Consider the following 20,540-nt stretch of genomic DNA (forward strand, 5'->3'; position numbering starts at 1 on the left):
CTCTCTTCTCTCTTCTTTCCCAAGTATACTATTTAAAGAAAGAATATGGAAAATTTAATGGATGATAAACGAACCTCCATCCAGTTTTTCTATCTCAGGATATTCCTTCAGATCTTCCATCAAGCGGAACAATGCCTCATCTTTTTTCTTTGCCTCAATCATGCAATGAATCTCCTCCACACTCCCCTTGATCTTTGATAAGAATTCCATAAACATCTTCGGATCGATATAGTCTGCATGTGCCCTGAAATTTTTCTCATCCCTTGGACTCGAGATATGCATTTTCACAGGCAGCGGCGAGTACTCCCATGTTCCTACCACCCTTTCCCACTCTTCTTCCCACTCTTCCTTTTCAAAATGAGCCAGGTGATGATGATAATCGAACACTAGCGGGACATTGAGCTTTTCACAGACATACAAAGCATCCCTCAGATGGAATGTGGTATCGTCATTTTCCAGTATCAGCATTTCCTGCAGAGCCTGCGGGACCAGCGCCCAGTTATGTATAAATTGCTCGAGGGCAAGCTCACGATCCTCATAGCCTCCACCGATATGCAGGACACAGCGATGTTCAGCCGGCATCCTCATCCCTTTAAGGAGTGAACGATGCATACTCAGCGTCTTGATGGTCTGGTTCAGGATATCTTTGTTTTTCGAGTTCAGCAGCACAAAATGGTCCGGATGAAAATCCACCCGCATCGGATGCTCCTCGATGTAATCCCCTATTTCACTTAATATCCCTTTCAACGGTCGCATGAACTTCCATTCACCCAGCTCTTCATGATTCGCCAAAGGAATAAGCTTCGAACTGAAACGAAAAAACTTTATATCATTCGCTACATTATGCCTCAATAAACGCAAGCAGTTCTCCAAATTCGTGACCGAAATGCGCTCCAGCTTATCAATCGCCGCTTCCCGGTCCTTCAGCTTGCTGAATTGCGCAAACGTCATCGTCTTAGACGGAGATGCATTCTGCAGTTGCATACTCATCGCCACATACCCCAACCTTACAAGCGTCATTATCTTCACTCCTTCTTTATTCCTCAGTTTTGGTATAAAGTTAGCATGCCCAAGTTTAAGGGACAGGTCCATCGTCCCTTTTGCAGCACATGCCTTAAGTTAGAAATGCAGGTTTTTACGCCCTGGGACAAGGAATCTGTCCCTAAACCAAAAAAAGCAGAAGAGGCAAGCCTCTTCTGCTTTGTATCATCTATTATACGCGTTCCTTACGGGAAGAGCGTTTGAATCCTTGACGTTTTGCGCTTGCGTCTCTGGAACCAGATCCTGATCCAGGTTTGCCGCTTGGACGTTTAGACCAGTTGCCTTTGCTGCCGCCTTGGCCGCCACTACGGTTACGGTCTCCACCGCCACGATTGCGATCTCCGCCACCACGGTTGCCGCCACGGTCTCTTCTTGAGTGCATTGGCGCTTCTTCAGTCAAGCGGATAGGAGTTTCATCCGGCTCTTTTGTGAACAATTTAAGGGCTGCAGATACTAAAGTAATTGCATCATGCTCTTCTAATAATTGCTCTGCTGCATTGCGGTAGAAGCCAAGATTTTCAGCTTCAACTGCTTGCGTAATTTTCTCCATGGACATTTTTTGTTGGCCTTCCAGCGCTTCGTCCAGTGTCGGAGCCTTCATCTTATCCATTTTACGTTTTGTCACTCTCTCTACATGGTGCAGGTAGCTGACTTCACGAGGGCTGACGAAAGTGATCGCCAATCCGCTCTTACCAGCACGACCTGTACGTCCGATACGGTGAACATAGCTTTCAGGATCTTGTGGAATGTCAAAGTTATATACGTGTGTTACACCTGAGATATCAAGTCCACGAGCTGCTACGTCTGTTGCAACAAGTACATCGATGGAACCTTCTTTGAACTTGCGAAGTACGCTCATACGTTTCGCTTGAGAAAGGTCACCGTGGATTCCTTCTGCAGAGTATCCACGCACGTTCAATGCGTCAGATAGCTCATCTACACGACGCTTCGTACGTCCGAAGATGATTGCAAGCTCTGGAGATTGAATGTCAAGAAGACGAGTCAATGTATCGAACTTTTTCTTTTCAGGAACTTCCACGTAGTATTGTTGGATGTTGGATATTGTTAGTTCTTTCGCTTGTACCTTTACACTTACAGGCTCGCTCATGAAACGCTCAGCGATTGCACGGATAGGTGCAGGCATTGTAGCAGAGAAAAGTAATGTTTGTTTTTGTTCTGGTGTTTCAGCAAGGATTTTTTCGATATCCTCGATGAATCCCATGTTTAGCATTTCATCCGCTTCATCAAGAACAACCGTGTTCACATTTTGAAGACGAAGAGTCTTACGGTTGATATGGTCAAGTAGACGACCTGGAGTACCAACTACGATGTGAGGGTTCTTTTTCAATGAACGGATCTGTCTTGAAATGTCCTGGCCACCAAATACAGAAAGTACACGTACACGTTTATGATAAGCAGCTTTGTAAATTTCCTCAGCTACTTGGATTGCTAGTTCACGCGTTGGGGCGATAACGATCCCTTGGATGGATTCATTTTTCACATCAACATTTTCAAGCAATGGCAGACCAAACGCAATCGTTTTACCTGTACCAGTTTGGGCCTGACCGATTACGTCTTTCCCTTCTAGTGCAACAGGAATTGTTTCCGATTGGATAGGGGTAGCTTCTTCAAACCCCATTCTGTTGATTGACTGCATGATATCATCTGATAAACCTAAATCTTTAAAAAACGCCAAATTATTCCTACTCCTTTATCTATACAAATTAATAAATTAGGCAAACGTCAGACGCTGCCTAATTCCTTATAAGTAGACATTATTAAACACATTAACTGTAATCATAACACTTCAGCTAATAAATAGCAATAAACGTTAATGCCAACTTATAGGAGAAAACCATCTTCCTCTTGTTCTTTTTCCATAAGAACACCGTACCATTTTCAAGCCATCTTACTTTAGATGACCTTATCACTCTTATTAAGCATAAGGCCCTTTCTTTGCTTTCACAAGCATTTCCACCATTTTCCCTAAACGGACAGCACATGTTTTTCCTTTATTGCGCTTTCAATTCACTGGATACACGCGTTTCTTTTGAGAAGCTGTAAGTTAGGAAATACGTTTACTTCTATTTTTTTCATTTATATCCGTTTGTATTCCCAACGTACTTATTCTTTTAGCTCCCTATTTAGTTTTACCCCTTATATAGGGTCAGAAACATCAAGCGATAAATTATTTGCGAGACCTTCAGCTAAAATAAGTACTACACACAGTTATTGCAGTCCCTGAACCACTTCTTCCAAACGCATTCCGCGAGAGCCTTTCACGATTACCACATCATGAGCCTGCAACATTTTCAACAGCTCCCCTATCAGAACCTTCTTATCGGTGTAGGACTTAACTTTATCTGAACCCAGGACGGCCATAGCCCCTTCAGCAATGCTTTTGCCTAGGATTCCATAGGTAAGGACAAAATCAATCCCTTTTTCCTGCACGTACCTGCCCACTTCCTCGTGGAAAGGAATTTCCTGGTCGCCAAGCTCCAGCATATCGCCAAGAACAGCAATTTTCTTATTGTATCCTGTGAGGCTTCCCAAAAGATCTATCGCAGCTTTCATCGAGGTTGGACTCGCATTATATGCATCATTTATTACGGTCCATCCGCCGCTTGTTTCCACCACTTCATTACGCATGGCAGTCAGCGAAACTTTTTCTAACCCTTTTTTCCTATTTTCTTCATTCACGCCAAAAATTTCACCCACCACAATCGAAGCTAGGGCATTTGTCACGTTATGGGCACCTAAAACAGGAATCATGTAAGCAGTTTCTTCTATTATAAATTGCGTTCCATTCCCTTTAAGCACGATATCTTGTGCAACATAATCATTCTCGTCATTTAAACCGAAAGTAATCACATCACAATCGAAATCGGACACTTTATTTGTAAGCAACGGCTCATCTCCATTGATAATCAGTTTTCCGCCTGGCTTGAGTCCTGCTGCAATCTCCAACTTCGCCTCTGCAATCCCCTCTCTGGAGCCGAGTTCCTGCATATGAGATTCGCCGATGTTGGTTATGATCGCTGCATCCGGCTTGGCAATGTGGGACAGAAGCTCGATTTCACCTCTGCCGCTCATCCCCATTTCCAGGACCGCTACTTCCGTGTCTTCTTTCATGGAAAGGATGGTGAGAGGTAGGCCAATATGATTATTATAGTTACCAGCTGTCTTATGTACATTGAAAGTGGTTTGTAGTAGGGAAGTCACCATATCCTTTGTGGTTGTCTTTCCATTGCTTCCTGTTATCCCCACAACCTTCATCCCGATCTGGTCGCGGTAACTGCTTGCTAATTGCTGCAGCGCTTCAATCGTATCCTCGACAAAAATCAAGTTCACATCTGTCGGAGGCTCCGGCTGATCCTTTTGCCATAGTGAAGCGACCGCACCTTTTTCCACAATCGCCTGCTGGACAAATTGGTGGCCGTTAAAGTTTTCTCCAATAATCGGGATATATAATTTGCCGCTCATGTCCTCCCGTGTATCCTTGGACACGCCTTCCACCATGATCTCCCTAAATTCAGAAGCTATCTCTTCACCTTTGGCCATCTCTTGTATTTGTTTCAGGGTTCTTTTTATCATCTTCGTCCACTCTCCTGGGTTCTTATATCATAGAGAAGGGGCTGACATGGACGTTTTAATTTCTTAAAACTCCGTTGTCATCCCCTATCTGTCTAATTAGAATGTGTGTTTGATTTTCTGTTTATCCACATGTCTTTCCTGCGCGTACTGCACAAGCTTCTTGATCAGTTCCGGATAAGGAACATCCGTGTGCTGCCATAAAAGAGGGAACATGCTGAACGGTGTAAATCCAGGCATCGTATTCACTTCATTGATGTACAGCTTTCCTTCCTTTGTTAAGAAGAAATCTGCACGAACCAATCCGGATCCATCAATCGCTTTGAATGCCGTAATCGCCATTTCTTTTACTTGCTCATAGATATCATCGTCAATTTCAGCCGGGATAATCATTGCTGTATCCCCGTCCTCATATTTGGCCTTATAATCGTAGAATTCAGTTTTAGGAGCAATTTCACCCACTACGGAACACTCAGGCTCATCATTTCCCAAAACCCCGATTTCAATTTCACGTGCGCCTTCCAGCCCTTGCTCGACAATGATTTTGCGGTCAAATTCGAATGCTTCGCGGAATGCGTTTGCCAGCTCTTCACGGTTCTTCGCCTTGCTGATTCCGACACTGGAACCCAGGTTGGCAGGCTTTACGAAGCAAGGGAATCCAAGCTCTTTTTCCACCTTCTCATAAGTGGAGTCCGCAGCCTTTTCCCATTCAGAGCGAAGGAAATGAACATATCCTACTTGAGGAAGTCCTGCCTGATCAAAAAGGTTTTTCATGATGACTTTATCCATACCGGCAGAAGAAGCCAATACTCCATTACCCACGTATGGAAGGTTGAGTAGTTCGAGCATTCCTTGAACTGTACCATCTTCACCATTCGGACCGTGCAACAACGGGAATACTACCGTCTGCTGCTCTTCTGTCTGTTCGGATGAAGGCAATGCCAAAGGTGCAATCGTTGTTCCGCCGTCCTCCAATTTAAGCTGCTGAACACTTTCCGCAGGTCCGGATAGAAGACTGCCACTGCGCCATTCACCTTGTTCGGTTATGTATAACGGATAAACGTCGAATTTATCTGTATCCAATGCTTTTGTCACTGCCAATGCAGTCTGTAGAGAAACTTGGTGTTCTGCTGATTTCCCACCATATAGTAAATGCAATTTCGTTTTCATGTTGCTCCCCCTCGCGCGAGTCCTCGATATATTTTAAAAAAAGATAATTTCATTCTTAGTTGTTCCTATTATATCACTTACAAATAAGAATTCGAAACTGGATCTATCATTTAAGTACGTCAATCCTCAAAAATCTTTTCTTAATATATGAATGTCATTCCACTAGCATGTTAAGTACAAACCTAATTACTAAGATAAAATTCGACAAGTTGCTTACCCGGGAAATAAATTTGCTGAAATTGGTCGGTTTATTGTGTTTTACAATGAAGAAAGAGCGCGGATTTTGCGCTCTTTCTGTAAGATATAGCGTTCCTATTGAAGACCGCTGTTGATTTCCGCACTAGGCTGCGCTTTCCGCGGGGCGATGCTGGAGCCTCCTCGGGCTTCGCCCTGTGGGGTCTCCAGCTTACCGCTGCCTCCCGCAGGAGTCTTCGCCTATTGCTCCAATCAACAGCTGGCATACTTAAAAATAACTCTTTTACAGAACATAGACTTGTTTTAAAAACCCATAAACCTAGATTACCAAGTTATTTCCTCAGCGGTTATTTTCTTAGGAGAAACCGCATAAAGGTGATCATTTATATATAACACTCTTTGTATGGTGCTCTCCCAGTCTTCGTATAGGGTGCCTTGGTCTTGATGTGTCATTTTTGTGTGGAGGGTGAAGCCTTTTTCAGGGTCGATTCCGTACACAAGGGCACCTTCGAATTCGAAGCGGTAATCGTGCTTTTCTTTTTCACGGTACATCACGATTGGGAAGGCGAAAATGTCTTTTTCCTTGTTGAATAGAAGTGCCTTATGGTCGTAATTTAATGGCGAATAGGTCGCCTGCCCGCCAATCACTTCCGTATGTTTTTCGATAGGGTTTGCAGGGTCACTGACATCGAATAGGGAGATTTTCACTCCGTCGGTAACAACTCTCGTGCCAAATTGATCCTTTTCTATTTTCGTATTATGACCAAAACCGATCAGATGGTTTTCATCATAAGGGTGCAGATAGTTGCTGAAGCCTGGTATCTTCAATTCTCCCAGTACTTTAGGTGCATTAGGATCGCTGAGGTCAAAGACGAATAAGGGGTCCACCTCTTTAAATGTGACAACATAAGCCTTCTCACCCATGAAACGCACCGAATAGATCCTTTCCCCTCTTGCCAGGTCCTCTACACTACTGATCACCTTCATGTCTCCATCCATGATGAATAAATTGTTGCGTGAAGGCGAGGTTTCATCCCATGCCTGCCCATCTGTTGCAGCGACTCGGAAGTATCCATTGTACTCATCCATGGAAAACTGATTAAGCAGGTAGCCCGGGATGCTTCCGGTGCTTGCGTATTGTACATCCAATCCGTTTACAGAAAATTTATAGATGTCTGTATTTACATCAGTAGGCATCATCCGTCCACTCTGATTGTAGGTTGGAACGGCCACATAGAGATTTTCCTTGGACATGTATATTTGCTGCCCGCTCCCGATATAGGAAAGGACTGTTGCGTCCTGATCCGGCTTGGTCATGTCAAAAGCGGCGATGGTCATGAAATTATCCTCTGAGGACTCCGGAAAGTAGTGAATGTCGGAATAGGCGATGCGCTCCATATCTTCGGATTCTTCCTCTCCTGTTGTATCGGAAAGTCTAGGGCGGAGATCGATTTCCGGATCTTCTTCAAGCATCCAGTAGTTTGGATACTGATTCACGATTACATAGACTTTTTCCTCAATCTTTCTACTTGAAACGTAGCCTCCTTCGAGGGTAAGCGTTTTTTGGACTTTCGGATTTGCCGCATCCGTAATATCGTAGACAATCACTCTCGTCGCGTCATACATTGGCATGATAAGGTCTCGTGCTCTCTCTTTAGAATGGGGCTCGAAAGTTTCTTTCCAATAGTGGCCGAGAATCACTAATTGGCTGCCGTCCAAGAACATCTGATATGGCGAAAAGTCCTGATAGTTGATTTCTGTGATTGTTTCTATCGAGTCGACCGGAGTTGCCTTTGTTATTTTCAGCTTTCCGTCAACAGCCTGGTAAATATACTCTCCATCCGTTTTGACGATATCCGCTTCATCCACGCCTGCCACCTGAACATTGGTGTCCGAATGTCCGGACGAAGAGCTGTCCTCTTCCGATTTGCTACTATCGGCGGAGCGCTCGGCTTCTGCACCGGCAGAAGAATCCTCAGCTTCAAAGACTATTCCATCGCGCATCTGCTTTTCCCTTTTTTCAAGTCTATCCAGGAAAAGCTCGTTCAGCTCTTTTTTGGAACTGATGGTAGGCAGTCCTTTTGTCTTATCCCAATTGTTCTTGCTCACTGAACCGTTTACGGAAGTTGGATCATATTTATAGTAAATGAAACCGAACACTGCAGACATCGATACAATGATGAGGAAAAAGATAATGGCCCTTTTTTGCATGGTAATAAAACCCTCCTTTTTAGTTAGACGAGAGTATCAGTTAAAAAGTCACATTTTCAAACAAAAAAAACAACGCCCACACGCATTCCTGCGCTAGAACGTTGCTCCTTCTCCATCATCATACTGTCGACACTTCTTCTCTCAAACTTTCCATTCCATATCTGCGAACAAATTTACCGAACTGCTCGCGTTTCTTGCCATTTGCAGCATAGGTATCTATCAGGAAGTCGACCATGCTATAAAGCTCTTCTTCGGTTACTTCCCCAGCAAAAAGCTCTGCCGTTTTTGCGTCCAGACCTTTTGCCTTACCTCCCACATACAAGTCATACCGGTCATTATGGCGCTTGATCACACCGATATCGTTGACCAATGGTTCTCCGCATGCGGTTGGGCAACCGGTGTAAGCAGGTTTCAAGGTAAAGGGAACAGGCTTTCCTGCAATGCGCCTGTTCAGCTCCTTCGCAATCGGCATGCCTTCCTCCAATTCCCCTTTACAGAAGTTGCAAGTACGAAGGCTTTTTACATAATTCCCGACAGGATAGCATTCCAGCCCTGCCCCTTTAAAGGCAAGCACCGCTTCATCAAGCTTGCTTTCCGGAACATCCACATAGAGCTGCTGAAATGTCGTAAGCTCTAGTTCATCTTCTTCCTTCATATATGAGGCAAGTACAAGCAATTGCTTGCTGGTCAGTTTGGAGCCAAAAGAAATCCCGCCGTTTACCGCAAGCTTTATCGTTTTCTCCTCTGTCATTTGTCTACCCCTTTATTCCGTGATTTCGATTACATATGGGAAAGCATATACCTTGCCGTCCAATTTGAATTCACCCCAAAGCTTATACATGCCAGGCTTCGTGAAATGCGCTTCGAAGACAGGCTCCGTTTCACTTGCAGGATGGACGTGGATGAATTGCTCGAGCGCTTCATCCACTACGACCACATGCCCCAATGCCCCAAGGTAGTTTTCCGGTTTTGCCCCGTTCAAGTCAAAGGACAGTACCACATTTTCTTTCATCGAAAAGCTCTCCACATTCAAGGTAGCTTGATAGCCGTTCTGTTCTTTTGTCCAGTTTGTTTCCGCTTCAAGATGAGCATGGTCATCCTTATGCTCTCCTTCGTCTTCATGACCCTCATGTTCCCCTATCATCAACGATTTCGGTTCAACCATATACTCCAGATTGGTTGGCTTGATATCTACAAACGCCTGATACATGCCTTCTTCCAGATCTGCCTGAACCTCAAACACTCCTGGATTTTTCTTTTCTGGATGCAGATGATGGAAGCTTTCCAGGTTTTCACTGATCACGATAAGGTGCATCAGCTTTTCATGATTTACGTCAAGCTCATCCATCGGGGTGCCATCCTGATCTTCGAGGGATACAGTGATGGCTCCATTTTCCGTTACTAATTCCGTTTTCACCTCACTGGCAGACTCGCTGTCGTCATGTTCCCCATGACCACCATGCTCTCCGTCTTCACCTGTAGCTTTCTCATCATCTTCCCCATGTGCATGCTCCTCTGTTTCCGTCTCATGCTCATCATGATTGTTGGTGGCACCCTCGTCCTCCGCATAAAAGGAATAAGCGGTATAGCCTCCTATTACAACCAATAAATAGATCACCGCGGAAAGAATCCACTTTTTCATCCTTTTCACCTGCTCTTAATAATTTGTTGTTTTCGCATTCATTGTTGCTTTTGACGTATGCAACATACACACGCATATACTTTATCTTCGTGCCCTTTTCCGGTTTGTTCGTTTTTTTCTCATTTGAATTTTTATTCGGATAACTGTAAAAAATCCAAAAGCCGATTTTTTACGGACAAAAGCAACAAACTTGATGAAAAGAGCCTTATAATTTTACTTTCTGCAATCTTAGTGCATTAAGCACAACAGACACGGAACTGAATGCCATAGCGGCCCCCGCTACCCAAGGTGCCAGGAACCCAAGCGCTGCAATTGGGATTCCGATGGTGTTATATGCAAAGGCCCAGAAAAGGTTCTGCTTGATGTTCTTGATGGTCTTTTTGCTCATCATGATAGCGTCGGCAATGCTGTTCAGATCACCGCGCATCAAGGTAATATCGGCGGCTTCCATCGCAACGTCCGTACCTGTACCAATGGCCATTCCGATATCTGCCGTTACAAGGGCAGGTGCGTCATTGATGCCGTCACCAACCATTGCCACCTTTTTACCTTCCGACTGAAGCTTTTTGATTTCCTCTGCCTTTTGCTCAGGCAGGACCTCTGCGATAACACGATCCACACCGGCAAGGTCAGCAATTGCCTGCGCCGTGCGTTGATTATCGCCTGTCATCATCACTACTTCCAAGCCCATATCCTTCAATCGTTTGATCGCAGAAGCAGAAGTTTCCTTGATGGTGTCCGCAACAGCGATGATTCCTTTATAGTCGCCATCCACCGCAATCATCATTGCCGTTTTCCCATCAGATTCAAGCTTCTGGATCGTTGTCTCGGCATCGGTCAAATCAATGTCATGCTTTTTCATAAGCTTGCGTGTTCCAACTACTACTTTTCTCTCTTTTATGACCGCTTCGATCCCATATCCCGGAATTGCTTCAAATGCCGTGGAATCGCCAAGTTCAATTCCTTTTTCCTTGATTCCATCCACCATCGCTTGTGCCAATGGATGTTCGGATTGTTTTTCCGCTGTTCCGACCAAACGCAGGATTCCCTCTTCTTCCCCTTGGTTTACCAGCAGAACATCTGTCAAAACAGGTTTACCGTTTGTGACTGTACCCGTTTTATCCAGCACCACCGTTGTGATTCGGTGTGTCTGCTCCAAATGCTCGCCGCCTTTGAAAAGAATTCCCAGTTCTGCAGAGCGTCCTGAACCGGCCATAATGGAAGTTGGCGTAGCCAGCCCCAGGGCACATGGGCAGGCGATAACAAGAACAGCAATCAGGTTTACCAAGGCCCCAGCAAAGTTTCCTGGGTCCACGATAAAGTACCATACAAGGAACGTCATTATGGCGATACCAACCACTATCGGAACAAAAATCCCCGAAATCTTATCTGCCAGACGCTGAATTGGCGCCTTGGATCCTTGCGCCTGTTCCACAATCCGGATGATTTGTGCCAGCGCCGTTTCACGACCAATCTTTGTTGCTTCCATTTTCAGAAAACCATTTTTATTCATAGTCGATCCATAGACCGTATCACCGATCTGCTTATCGACAGGAATGCTTTCACCAGTCAGCATGGATTCATCGACAGCTGATTGGCCTTCCAAAATCTCTCCGTCCACCGGTATTTTCTCGCCCGGTTTCACGGATATAATATCCCCGACCATTACTTCCTCTAAAGGCACTTCCATCTCTTTGCCGTCGCGAACCACCAATGCGATTTTCGCTTGTAGTCCCATCAACTTTTTGATCGCTTCCGAGGAACGCCCTTTTGCTCTCACTTCGAAAAGCTTTCCTAAAATAATGAGCGTAATGATGACCGCACTTGCCTCAAAATATTGCTCCACCATATGGGCACCAGAACCGATAGATGCGATGGATAAGTAAAGGCTGTAGAAGTAAGCCGCACTTGTTCCTAGCGCTACCAGCACATCCATATTCGCACTTTTGTTTTTCAGCGCTTTATAGGCTCCCCTATAGAATTGCCAGCCAATGAAGAATTGGACAGGAGTCGCCAGAGCCATCTGCACCCACGGGTTCATCAGCATATCTGGCAAGTAGATGAACGAAGTAAAGGAAAAGTGGCTTACCATTGCCCATAGTAGCGGAATCGTGAGAATCAGGGAAAACACAAATTTCCCTTGCTGTTTCTCCAGCTCCTTCTGCCTGAAATCCTCTGCACCTTCATTCTTTTCCACTTTTACCGTTGCTCCGTATCCGGCTTTCTCGATTCGTGCAATGATATCGGATGGTGTAAGTCTGGATGGATTATATTCCACTGTACCGGTTTCCAATGCCAGGTTGACTGTTGCTGTATTGATGCCGTCGAGTTTGTTAAGGACCTTTTCGATTCTGCTTGAGCAGGCGGCACACGTCATTCCGGTAATAAGGAACTCCGCTTTTTCCTTTACCACCTCATACCCCAGGTCCTGGACTTTTTTCTCGATGTCATGGGGACTCACTTCGTCAGGGTTGTATGTTACCGAGGCGTTTTCCAATGCCAGATTCACATTGGCCTTTTCCACACCCTGAAGCTTATTCAAGCCCTTCTCAATTCTGGTGGAGCAGGCCGCACACGTCATTCCCACTATTTGCATCTGGGTTTCTTTTGACTTTTGACTCATAGCTTTCAACCTCCCATATACCTGTATGGGGTATATTTTATTGGTAAGAAAACGCGCTTTGGTTAAAGCACGCTGTTCTCGTTATTATTCTACTTCATAGCCTTCTTCGTCGATTGTTTCTTTAATCTGATCCAGTGTTACATCTTCACTCTTATATTCAACTGCCACTGTACCGGAGGCAAGGTCCACTTTCACAGAGTTTACGCCAGTCAATTCACCGACGCTACCTTCTACCGCTTTTACACAATGCCCACAGGACATCCCACTTACTTTTAACGTTACTTGTTCCATTTCTCCATCTCTCCTCTATGTTTACTTCATTAATCTTTTTACGGTTACTAATAGTTCATCAATGACTTCCGTGTCGCCTTCTTGGATTCTCTCGACCACACAGGACTTCATATGGCCTTCAAGAAGCAGCTTTCCGACGCCGTTCAAGGCGGATTGGATCGCAGCGATCTGGGTCAGCACATCATCACAGTACGTATCCTCTTCAATAAGCCGCTTCACTCCTCTGACTTGACCCTCTACACGGTTCAGTCGGGAGATCAGGCTTTTCTTGACTGTCTCCGAATGGTGGCTTTTCCGCTCCCCATTGGCGATATGACAGCATTCGTTTGATTCAGGATTTTGATTTAAAATAGGTTCTATTGGAAGGTTTTCCATGGTTGTTGACCTCCTCTCGATATTAAAGTAACATACCCCTATACGGTATGTAAAGCCTAAAGTTTTATCATTTTAAAATAATTTGTTTGTGAGGAAGCGTTTAAATATGTGGAGAGAATTTGTTCTGGACTGGCTGGATATCGCCGGGCCATTTGCCGTTTTACTTAGTATTATCTTCAATACCATCGTCAGCATTCTCGCATTTGTTCCAAGCATTTTTATTACCGCCGCCAATATTGCCTTTTTCGGGTTTTGGGTGGGAACAATCGTTTCTTTTCTGGGCGAGTCGGTTGGTGCGGTTGTCAGTTTCCTGCTTTATCGGAAGGGTTTGAAGGCTTTTTCCCCAAAGGCACTGGAGCGTTATAAATGGCTGGTCCGTTTGCAGGGAACGGAAGGATACCGAGCATTTTTGCTGGTGTTGGGACTCCGTCTTTTTCCATTTGCACCATCAGGCCTCGTCACATTGGCCGGTGCAACAAGCAGGATCAGCCCGATTAACTTTGCCATCGCCAGCACACTAGGAAAAATCCCAGCTCTCCTCCTCGAAGCCTACTCCGTCTACCGTGTACTCGAATGGGGCCTTGAAGGAAAAATCATTCTCACCCTCTTCTCGATAGGGGTGGTGGGTATGCTGTTTTTTCGAAAAAGATAGGAGTTAAAAGATAGGGGCCTGACCCCGTCCAAAAATCTGGAAAAGCTCCCTCCACGTTGCAGTGGAGGGAGCTTTTCTATGTTTGTTATTTGTAGTGTTTGAGAATTGTGTTAGAAAGATAATCTTTTTAATCTACCAGTCCCTCAGCCACATGCTCGAGCAGGAAGGCGGAACGGTCCTTTCCATAGAAACCTAGGTGATGCAAAGGTCTTGTCATGGCAACATATAATAGCTTTACGTCAATTTCCGTTTCTGTATACACCTCATCCAGTGTACATAGCAGGACCGCATCGAACTCGAGTCCTTTTGCAAGCTGTGCATGTACAATGACGACGTCCTTCTGATTGATTTCTTGATTTTCCTTCAGCAACTGGACAGACAAGCCTGTATGCTTCCGGAAAAGCGACTCGATTTTCCCGCATTCTTTCTCTGTTTTCCCGATGATGGCAATCGTCTTCCGGCCCTCCGCATACAATTTCTCAATATCGCGGGCCATCCCTGCCACCATTTCCGCGTCACTGTCTGTCCACTGCACAAAAGCAGGCTTTGCAACATGCCTAACCACAGGCTCCACGCGAGGCAGCTCAAATGGAAGCAGCGCCAAAATGTCATTGGCTGCCTGCATGATTTCCACCGTTGTTCGGTAGCTTTTCTGGAGGGTTGTGTAAGCGGCTCTTGGAAAAATCTCTTCCTTCACCTTATTCCAGTCCTGAATGCCCCGATAGGAGTGGATGCCCTGCGCCAGGTCCCCCACTATTGTAAACATGTCCGTTTCCAGGGCACTTTTCAAAGCAGCCAATTGGAAATAGCTATAGTCCTGTGCTTCATCGATTACCACATTCCTTGCACGCAGGTCCTTATCGATTCCGAACAGGTTATGCTGCAAGTAAAGAAGACCCGCCAAGTCTTCGAGTTCATAGTTTTTCTGTTTATGTAGGTTAGTCTGGTGGTTGATGAAATATCGGATCTGATAGTCATCCAGATATGCTTTTGCGTATTTCGCAAACCGCTCCCGGTCTGTGACAAGCTGCTCATAATAATAGAAGAGTGTGTGCTTGGGAAGCTTTCTGATAAAAGCATTTACTGCTGTCCGTGATTCCTTCATGATCTCATTCACGAGCTCATCCTTTTTGTCCATCGCTTTTGTCACATAGCTTTTCCGCTTTGCCGGATCCAGGTTGGAATTGAAAAGAGCCTTATCCAGCTTGTGGTCATAGAACTTTTCCACTTTGAGTATGAGCGTTTTCTTCTCGGTTCGGACGTAATTCTGCAGGACTTCCTTCACCTTTTCGATACGCCTGTAATAGGGGAGGTAGGTATATTCCCGCTTGATCAGCTGCTCCATCCTCTCAGCGGTATAGAGCTTGAATTTCTCGGTCAGGTAGAAGTCTTCTTTTGGCAGCAATGTCTCCAGAATGTCGGCCAGATAGGCATCCATTATCTCCTTAAACTCCAGTGACCCTTTGAAGCTTGCGAGCCACTGCACCATTTCCGGGTCCTCATATTCGTGATTGATAAAGCCCATCAACTTTTCGGAAGGCGGTCGAAGTTTAATTTTCTTGCCGATACAGCTTTTCACATAGTCGATAAAAGTGGTCTGTAAGATCCGGTCCACCCCGAGCTCAGGGAGAACCTCGGAGATATAGTCGATGAATAGATTGTTCGGTGCCAGGATCATCAGCTGCTCCGGACGGAAATGTTCCTGGTAGGTGTAGATGAAATAGGAGATACGGTGCAGGGCAATCGTCGTCTTCCCGCTCCCAGCCGCTCCTTGGACAATGATCGGCTTGTTGAGATCTGCACGAATGATCCGGTTCTGCTCCTCCTGAATCGTGGATACGATATCGGTCAGACGGTTGCTTGAGCTACCCGACAAAGATTCCTGCAGAAGCTCATCGGTCGTTGTCAGATCAACATCCCTGATTTCCTGCAACTCCCCTTCTTCCATGATGTATTGGCGCTTCAAGGAAAGATAGCCATCATAGACTTCTCCCTCCGCCTCGTATTGGACGTCCCCAAGTCTTCCGTCATAGTATAGGTTCGCAATAGGAGAACGCCAGTCCACAATGATGGGATCCTGTGTTTCCCTATCAAACAGGGAAGCTTTCCCGAAATATAGGACCTCTTCCTGGTCTTTTCCTTCTCGTTTATAATCTACTCTTGCAAAATAGGGCTTATGGTAGATTTTCTTTAAGCTGCGAATTTCCTCTTGTGTCCGCTGCAAAAGGTTGGCGTTGGTCAGCATGTTCATGTAGCTGAAACTGCTGTCCTTGAAGTCCATCCCTTCGAGCGCTTCCTTGAAACTTGAGCGAAAGGACTCCTCGTCCATTTCAGACGCCTTGATGACAATATCCATGTATTTCTTCGTAAACAAAAGCCGTTCGACTTCCTGATCGAATTCAGGATGCTTCTTCTTTTTTTCTCCCAACCTCTTCACACTCCTTGCTTGTTTTGGAGACGCAAAAAACCATGAACTAGAGAAAACTCCATTCATGGTACAATCCTTGGGTTACATTTTTCAAAGTACGCAACGCTCTTATGTTCTTTTTTAGCCGGAAGAATTATTATATACGCTTACAAGACAATTTGCAATTTTCTTTTTTATTATGCACTGTTAGACGCCGCTGTTGATTTCCGCACTAGGCGCAGCGACCCAAGGGGCGGTGCTGGAGCCTCCTCAGGCTTCGCCCTGCGGGGTCTCCAGCCTACCGCTGCCTCCCGCAGGAGTCTTCGCCTATTGCTCCAATCAACAGCTATCGACGGAAAAATACTTTGTTTTGAGAAGCACTCCCATTAATCATTGAATTCATTAGAAAAATAAAGCTGGTTTATCTGTCGCCCCTGTTGGTTGTAGCGTAAGGGGTGAGACTCCTGCGGCAGCAGCGTGTCAAGGGAGACCCCACAGGCGCAAATGCGCCGAGGAGGCTCCCGTGGCCGCCCGCGGAAAGCGAACCCCTGAAGCGGAAACCAACAGGGTATTCAACGTGGACAGTCTATTGCCAAGGTAGACTTTTTATAAAAAAACCTTGTCTATCCTCTCCGTCATATGTAAACTTTAAATAAGTTCTAGTTAACATATTGCATAGGAGTGAGACAAAATGACTTGGAAACAGCTTGCGGAAAAAGTGATTGGTGGTTATTCCGTTACAACGGATGAAGCACTTCAGATCCTTACGGAAAGTGATGAAAATGTGCTCGAGCTCGTTCATGCGGCCTATCAAATCCGAAAACATTATTATAGCAACAAAGTAAAACTCAACCTGATCATTAATGCAAAAAGCGGACTTTGCCCGGAGGACTGCGGATACTGCTCCCAATCGATGAAAGCCGATACGGAAATTGACAGTTATCCTCTTGTCAGCAAACAGGTAATTGTCGAAGGTGCCAGGGAAGCCAAGAAAAATAAAATTGGCACCTATTGCATCGTGATGAGCGGAAGAAAGCCGACCAACCGGGATGTCAACACGGTGGTAGCGGCGGTTCAGGATATCAAAAAAGACATTGAAAGCATCAAGATCTGTGCCTGTCTTGGGCTTGTAAATGATGAACAGGCCCATCTTTTAAAAGAAGCCGGGGTGGATCGCTTTAACCATAATATCAATACAAGCAAAGGACATCACAGTGAAATCACGACGACCCACCAATATGATGACCGGATCAAGACACTGGAAACCTTGAAGAATGCCGGGATCTCCCCATGCTCTGGAGTCATCTGCGGAATGGGAGAAACCTTGGAGGATATTGTGGAGATGGCGTTCAGCTTAAAAGACCTCCACGTGGATTCCATCCCGGTGAATTTTCTCCATCCTATTGAAGGAACAAAGCTTGAGAACCTCGATGATCTGACACCTCTCAAGTGTCTGAAGATCCTTGCTATGTTCCGCTTTGTCAATCCGACGAAGGAGATCCGCATATCAGGTGGACGTGAATACAATCTACGTACTCTGCAAAGCCTGGGACTTTACATGGCAAACTCCATATTTGTTGGTGACTATTTAACAACAAGCGGACAGGCCTCCCAGCAAGATTATCAGATGATTAAGGATCTTGGCTTTGAGATTGAAGAGAATGCATTTGAAACAGAAAGTCAGCATTTCGCTAAAATATAATTAGAAGAAAGCCTGCGTCATCCTATCGTGATGATGCAGGCTTTTACTTAGTTTATAGCCAGAGAAAACTGTTCATTGAGCAGCGCCAGGCGATAGCGTGATAATTCCGCTGTCATCACACCTTGTTGCACCGCCGGGTCATGATTTTTAAAATGTTCTGCGGCTTCCTCGTTTTCCGCCTGAAAGATGACAATGCCAAAACCTGTTGCGTCTGTCTGGTCGGTTCTGCCAGCCAGGATCACGACACCCTTTTCCACATTCTCTTTTAGATATTGAAAGTGCGCAGATACGATATTTCCCTCTTCATCTGTCCAGTTCGCTGCGTCATAAAGTCTTTCTGGTAAGCGTAATACATAAATATAAGTATTCAATTGTTCTACCTCCTTTTTGTCTGTATCTTTAATTCTCCACTTTCGCTCTAATAACCTTTAACAAAATAATTCTCATCTTTTACCAGATGGTGTATAATTATATTGAAATATTTAGAAATTTAAATTAATTTTTGCGATACAGGGGGATTATTCACGTTGGTAAACTATGAAAAAAAGCATCTTTATATGATGGGAGCCATCGCCGTATTAATTTTGACACCTTTCTACATACTTGTTGGGCCTTTTATTTTTCAGGGGATCTTGTTTGATGATGTCAGCGTCTGGCTCCTTCAGACTCCGATGACTGCCTATGGACTGTATGGGATTTCAGCCCTGATGCTGGTACTGGGCTTATTCATTTCATCCTTTTTTGTTAAAAGGGCGATCTACTTCACAAGCCTTGGATTGGTATTGGCTGGAGTTTTATTTGTGATGGGGACCTACTCCTTCAAATCTTTGAGCACCGAGGAAATCGCCTGGGGAGAACCGTTCACTTTTAAAACCAATACCTATTCCTGGGAGGAAGTGAAAGAAGTCATTCTCGTTTCACCTCCTACCGAGGAAGAAAAGCACACCATGGTGTTCTATTTCAATGACGGGAAAGAAGTGACCTTTGTGAGAAACAATGAGTTTCAGGCAGAATTCTCCAACTTTAATACTGCTAAAAGACAGTACAATTTTCCTTTTAAAGCAAGTGAATGACAGAAGAAACTAGCCTATTGGAACGATTTATTGATTGTCGACAGGATACTCCCCTCCTTATGGAGAATCTACTATCACCAGAATTTTTCATGTAAGGTGACAAGCAGTTTCACATAATTATAGGAGGTAGGGAAAATGGAAATTCTATTTGTATTGCTTATCCAACTGTTCATTGGTGGGATCATCGCATTCGGGGTATTCGGAATCATTCAAGTTCTATTACCAAAATTCAATGCACTTTACCTGTTGGGACTGCTCTATGGTGCCGGAAGTGTGTTCGCCCTGTTCAACAGCTGGAAGCAGGAATGGATTCTCTTTACTATTCTCGCTATCATCGCATTATTTGCCATCCTTACTGTAAGATTTTATCGCTATATTTATCAGCTTACAGAACAAAAAGCTAATGATTTTAGAGAAATAAAACTATAAGGCTGGCTGAAAAAGCCTCCAATAGTAACTAGGCAGGGAGACATAGCGTTTCCTTGCCTCCTTTTTGTTTTACGATATGTTCCTCCAGATAACTCGGCCGCCCTGCATATACTCTGCCATCTTTGGGGTATACAAGGAAATAGGAACCAGGCAGGACCAGAGGAGGAAAAAGAGTGAAGAAACTATCGAATGAATATATAGAAGAAGTGGTGAAAGCATCCAGGCCTTTCGCCTCCCGGGGCAGCGTTGTCGATCATATTCCCGATTTGGATCAGTCCCATCTGACCAATCTCGGGGTAACCATTGTCACGCTCGATGGGGAAATCTATTCAGCGGGGAGGACCAGGACAGTTTTTCCTTTCAAAGTATTTCAAAAGTCATTCTCCTTTTAATGGCGTTAGAGGATTTCGGAAAGGACATTGTCTTCCAAAAGGTCGGCATGGAACCGACAGATGATCTCTTTAATTCCATTTCACACTTGGAGGAATATGAAGGAAGCCGGCCTCATAATCCACTGATCAATTCAGGGGCTATTGCGACTGCAAGTTTGATCAAGGGAAGTACGGTGGAGGAACGCTTTGAAAGGGTACTGGATTTCCTGCGAAAAATTACGGAGGACAGCAAGATTGACATGAGCGAGGAAGTTTATCGGGCTGAATGTAAAAATGGTGCTCGAAATAAGGCTTTGGCCTATTTCATGGAAAGTACAGGAGTTCTGTCCAATCAGGAGTCAGACGATGCATTGGACCTGTATAATCGAGTGAATTCCATCGAAATCAATTCATTGGCCCTTGCAAAAATGGGCTGCTTTTTATCCAATCATGGAAGATTGATTGGACGTAAAAAACAGATTATCCAACCTGAATATATTCGAACAGTAAAAGCTATCATGCTGACTTCCGGGATGTACAATGAATCCGGAACCTATGCAGTGGAGGTCGGTTTCCCTTTAAAAAGCGGGGTTTCCGGAAGTATTGTCGGATCCGTACCCGGCCGCATGGGCATCGGAATCATCGGTCCTGCCATTAACAAAAAAGGAAACAGTTGTGCAGGAGGCGAAGCGCTGCGGATTCTCTCGCGTGACCTTGAATTAAGCCTGCTACATGACCGGAATGTCCGGAATCTATAAAAATGCCCA

Annotated in this window: 16 protein-coding genes and 1 pseudogene; 5 read left to right on the plus strand and 12 right to left on the minus strand. The window is 44.9% G+C overall.

All coding sequences use genetic code 11. From position 1 onward, the window contains the following. Positions 1-54: 54 nt before the first annotated feature. The 10 genes from uvsE to ABN702_RS18920 all read right to left on the minus strand — a co-directional run bounded on the left by uvsE (position 55) and on the right by ABN702_RS18920 (position 13,139). On the minus strand, positions 55-1,020 hold the full coding sequence (gene uvsE / locus ABN702_RS18875) for a UV DNA damage repair endonuclease UvsE (protein WP_417898254.1): 966 nt from the start codon (positions 1,018-1,020) through the stop codon (positions 55-57). A gap of 193 nt (positions 1,021-1,213) precedes the next feature. Next, on the minus strand, positions 1,214-2,737 hold the full coding sequence (locus ABN702_RS18880) for a DEAD/DEAH box helicase (protein ID WP_417898255.1): 1,524 nt from the start codon (positions 2,735-2,737) through the stop codon (positions 1,214-1,216). 533 nt (positions 2,738-3,270) lie between these two features. Then, the gene (locus tag ABN702_RS18885) at positions 3,271-4,635 is read right to left on the minus strand and encodes a UDP-N-acetylmuramoyl-tripeptide--D-alanyl-D-alanine ligase (RefSeq protein WP_417898256.1); all 1,365 of its coding nucleotides are present in this window, start codon (positions 4,633-4,635) and stop codon (positions 3,271-3,273) included. A 96-nt stretch (positions 4,636-4,731) separates the two neighbouring features. After that, positions 4,732-5,802: a D-alanine--D-alanine ligase gene (locus tag ABN702_RS18890; protein ID WP_417898257.1), complete on the minus strand. Its 1,071-nt coding sequence runs from the start codon at positions 5,800-5,802 to the stop codon at positions 4,732-4,734. A 519-nt stretch (positions 5,803-6,321) separates the two neighbouring features. Next, complete coding sequence (locus tag ABN702_RS18895; RefSeq protein WP_417898258.1) at positions 6,322-8,208, minus strand: beta-propeller domain-containing protein; 1,887 nt, start codon at positions 8,206-8,208, stop codon at positions 6,322-6,324. Between the two features lie 118 nt (positions 8,209-8,326). Further along, positions 8,327-8,959, minus strand: a complete 633-nt coding sequence (locus ABN702_RS18900; protein ID WP_417898259.1) for a nitrite reductase — start codon at positions 8,957-8,959, stop codon at positions 8,327-8,329. Positions 8,960-8,971: 12 nt separating this feature from the next. After that, the gene (locus ABN702_RS18905) at positions 8,972-9,850 is read right to left on the minus strand and encodes a hypothetical protein (protein WP_417898260.1); all 879 of its coding nucleotides are present in this window, start codon (positions 9,848-9,850) and stop codon (positions 8,972-8,974) included. Between the two features lie 205 nt (positions 9,851-10,055). After that, a complete protein-coding gene (locus ABN702_RS18910; RefSeq protein WP_417898261.1) occupies positions 10,056-12,473 on the minus strand; it encodes a heavy metal translocating P-type ATPase in 2,418 nt (805 codons plus the stop codon). Positions 12,474-12,557: 84 nt separating this feature from the next. Continuing rightward, positions 12,558-12,764: a copper chaperone CopZ gene (gene copZ, locus ABN702_RS18915; RefSeq protein WP_417898262.1), complete on the minus strand. Its 207-nt coding sequence runs from the start codon at positions 12,762-12,764 to the stop codon at positions 12,558-12,560. Between the two features lie 21 nt (positions 12,765-12,785). Beyond that, complete coding sequence (locus ABN702_RS18920) at positions 12,786-13,139, minus strand: metal-sensitive transcriptional regulator (protein WP_417898263.1); 354 nt, start codon at positions 13,137-13,139, stop codon at positions 12,786-12,788. 106 nt (positions 13,140-13,245) lie between these two features. On the opposite strand from ABN702_RS18920, the gene ABN702_RS18925 reads away from it, so the two are divergent. Beyond that, on the plus strand, positions 13,246-13,791 hold the full coding sequence (locus ABN702_RS18925; RefSeq protein ID WP_417898264.1) for a TVP38/TMEM64 family protein: 546 nt from the start codon (positions 13,246-13,248) through the stop codon (positions 13,789-13,791). Positions 13,792-13,918: 127 nt separating this feature from the next. Here ABN702_RS18925 and helD read toward each other — a convergent pair whose 3' ends face one another. Continuing rightward, positions 13,919-16,219 (minus strand): RNA polymerase recycling motor HelD, encoded by a 2,301-nt coding sequence (gene helD / locus ABN702_RS18930; RefSeq protein WP_417898265.1) that lies wholly within the window; start codon positions 16,217-16,219, stop codon positions 13,919-13,921. Positions 16,220-16,889: 670 nt separating this feature from the next. On the opposite strand from helD, the gene bioB reads away from it, so the two are divergent. Then, on the plus strand, positions 16,890-17,900 hold the full coding sequence (gene bioB / locus ABN702_RS18935) for a biotin synthase BioB (protein WP_417898266.1): 1,011 nt from the start codon (positions 16,890-16,892) through the stop codon (positions 17,898-17,900). A gap of 47 nt (positions 17,901-17,947) precedes the next feature. Here the strand turns inward: bioB and ABN702_RS18940 are convergent, their stop codons facing one another. After that, positions 17,948-18,271 carry a YciI family protein gene (locus ABN702_RS18940; RefSeq protein WP_417898267.1) on the minus strand — a complete coding sequence of 108 codons (324 nt, stop codon included), beginning with the start codon at positions 18,269-18,271 and terminating at the stop codon, positions 17,948-17,950. A 156-nt stretch (positions 18,272-18,427) separates the two neighbouring features. Between ABN702_RS18940 and ABN702_RS18945 the strand changes: the two genes are divergently transcribed. The 3 genes and pseudogenes from ABN702_RS18945 to glsA all read left to right on the plus strand — a co-directional run bounded on the left by ABN702_RS18945 (position 18,428) and on the right by glsA (position 20,531). Further along, positions 18,428-18,973, plus strand: coding sequence for a hypothetical protein (locus ABN702_RS18945; RefSeq protein WP_417898268.1), 546 nt, complete (start codon positions 18,428-18,430; stop codon positions 18,971-18,973). A gap of 135 nt (positions 18,974-19,108) precedes the next feature. Continuing rightward, positions 19,109-19,402: a hypothetical protein gene (locus ABN702_RS18950; protein WP_417898269.1), complete on the plus strand. Its 294-nt coding sequence runs from the start codon at positions 19,109-19,111 to the stop codon at positions 19,400-19,402. Positions 19,403-19,611: 209 nt separating this feature from the next. Next, positions 19,612-20,531: pseudogene (gene glsA / locus ABN702_RS18955) on the plus strand (glutaminase A). Positions 20,532-20,540: the final 9 nt, after the last annotated feature.

Origin of the sequence: Bacillus haimaensis (assembly GCF_048270625.1) — a bacterium.
GTDB classification, from domain to species: domain Bacteria; phylum Bacillota; class Bacilli; order Bacillales; family Bacillaceae_I; genus Sutcliffiella_A; species Sutcliffiella_A haimaensis.

Coding starts and splice junctions, on each gene's coding strand:
- ABN702_RS18890 (WP_417898257.1), bottom strand. CDS start 5,802: ATGAAAACGAAATTGCATTTACTATATGGTGGGAAATCAGCAGAACAC.
- ABN702_RS18950 (WP_417898269.1), top strand. CDS start 19,109: ATGGAAATTCTATTTGTATTGCTTATCCAACTGTTCATTGGTGGGATC.
- ABN702_RS18895 (WP_417898258.1), bottom strand. CDS start 8,208: ATGCAAAAAAGGGCCATTATCTTTTTCCTCATCATTGTATCGATGTCT.
- ABN702_RS18905 (WP_417898260.1), bottom strand. CDS start 9,850: ATGAAAAAGTGGATTCTTTCCGCGGTGATCTATTTATTGGTTGTAATA.
- bioB (WP_417898266.1), top strand. CDS start 16,890: ATGACTTGGAAACAGCTTGCGGAAAAAGTGATTGGTGGTTATTCCGTT.
- ABN702_RS18920 (WP_417898263.1), bottom strand. CDS start 13,139: ATGGAAAACCTTCCAATAGAACCTATTTTAAATCAAAATCCTGAATCA.
- ABN702_RS18900 (WP_417898259.1), bottom strand. CDS start 8,959: ATGACAGAGGAGAAAACGATAAAGCTTGCGGTAAACGGCGGGATTTCT.
- ABN702_RS18910 (WP_417898261.1), bottom strand. CDS start 12,473: ATGAGTCAAAAGTCAAAAGAAACCCAGATGCAAATAGTGGGAATGACG.
- uvsE (WP_417898254.1), bottom strand. CDS start 1,020: ATGACGCTTGTAAGGTTGGGGTATGTGGCGATGAGTATGCAACTGCAG.
- copZ (WP_417898262.1), bottom strand. CDS start 12,764: ATGGAACAAGTAACGTTAAAAGTAAGTGGGATGTCCTGTGGGCATTGT.
- ABN702_RS18925 (WP_417898264.1), top strand. CDS start 13,246: ATGTGGAGAGAATTTGTTCTGGACTGGCTGGATATCGCCGGGCCATTT.
- ABN702_RS18885 (WP_417898256.1), bottom strand. CDS start 4,635: ATGATAAAAAGAACCCTGAAACAAATACAAGAGATGGCCAAAGGTGAA.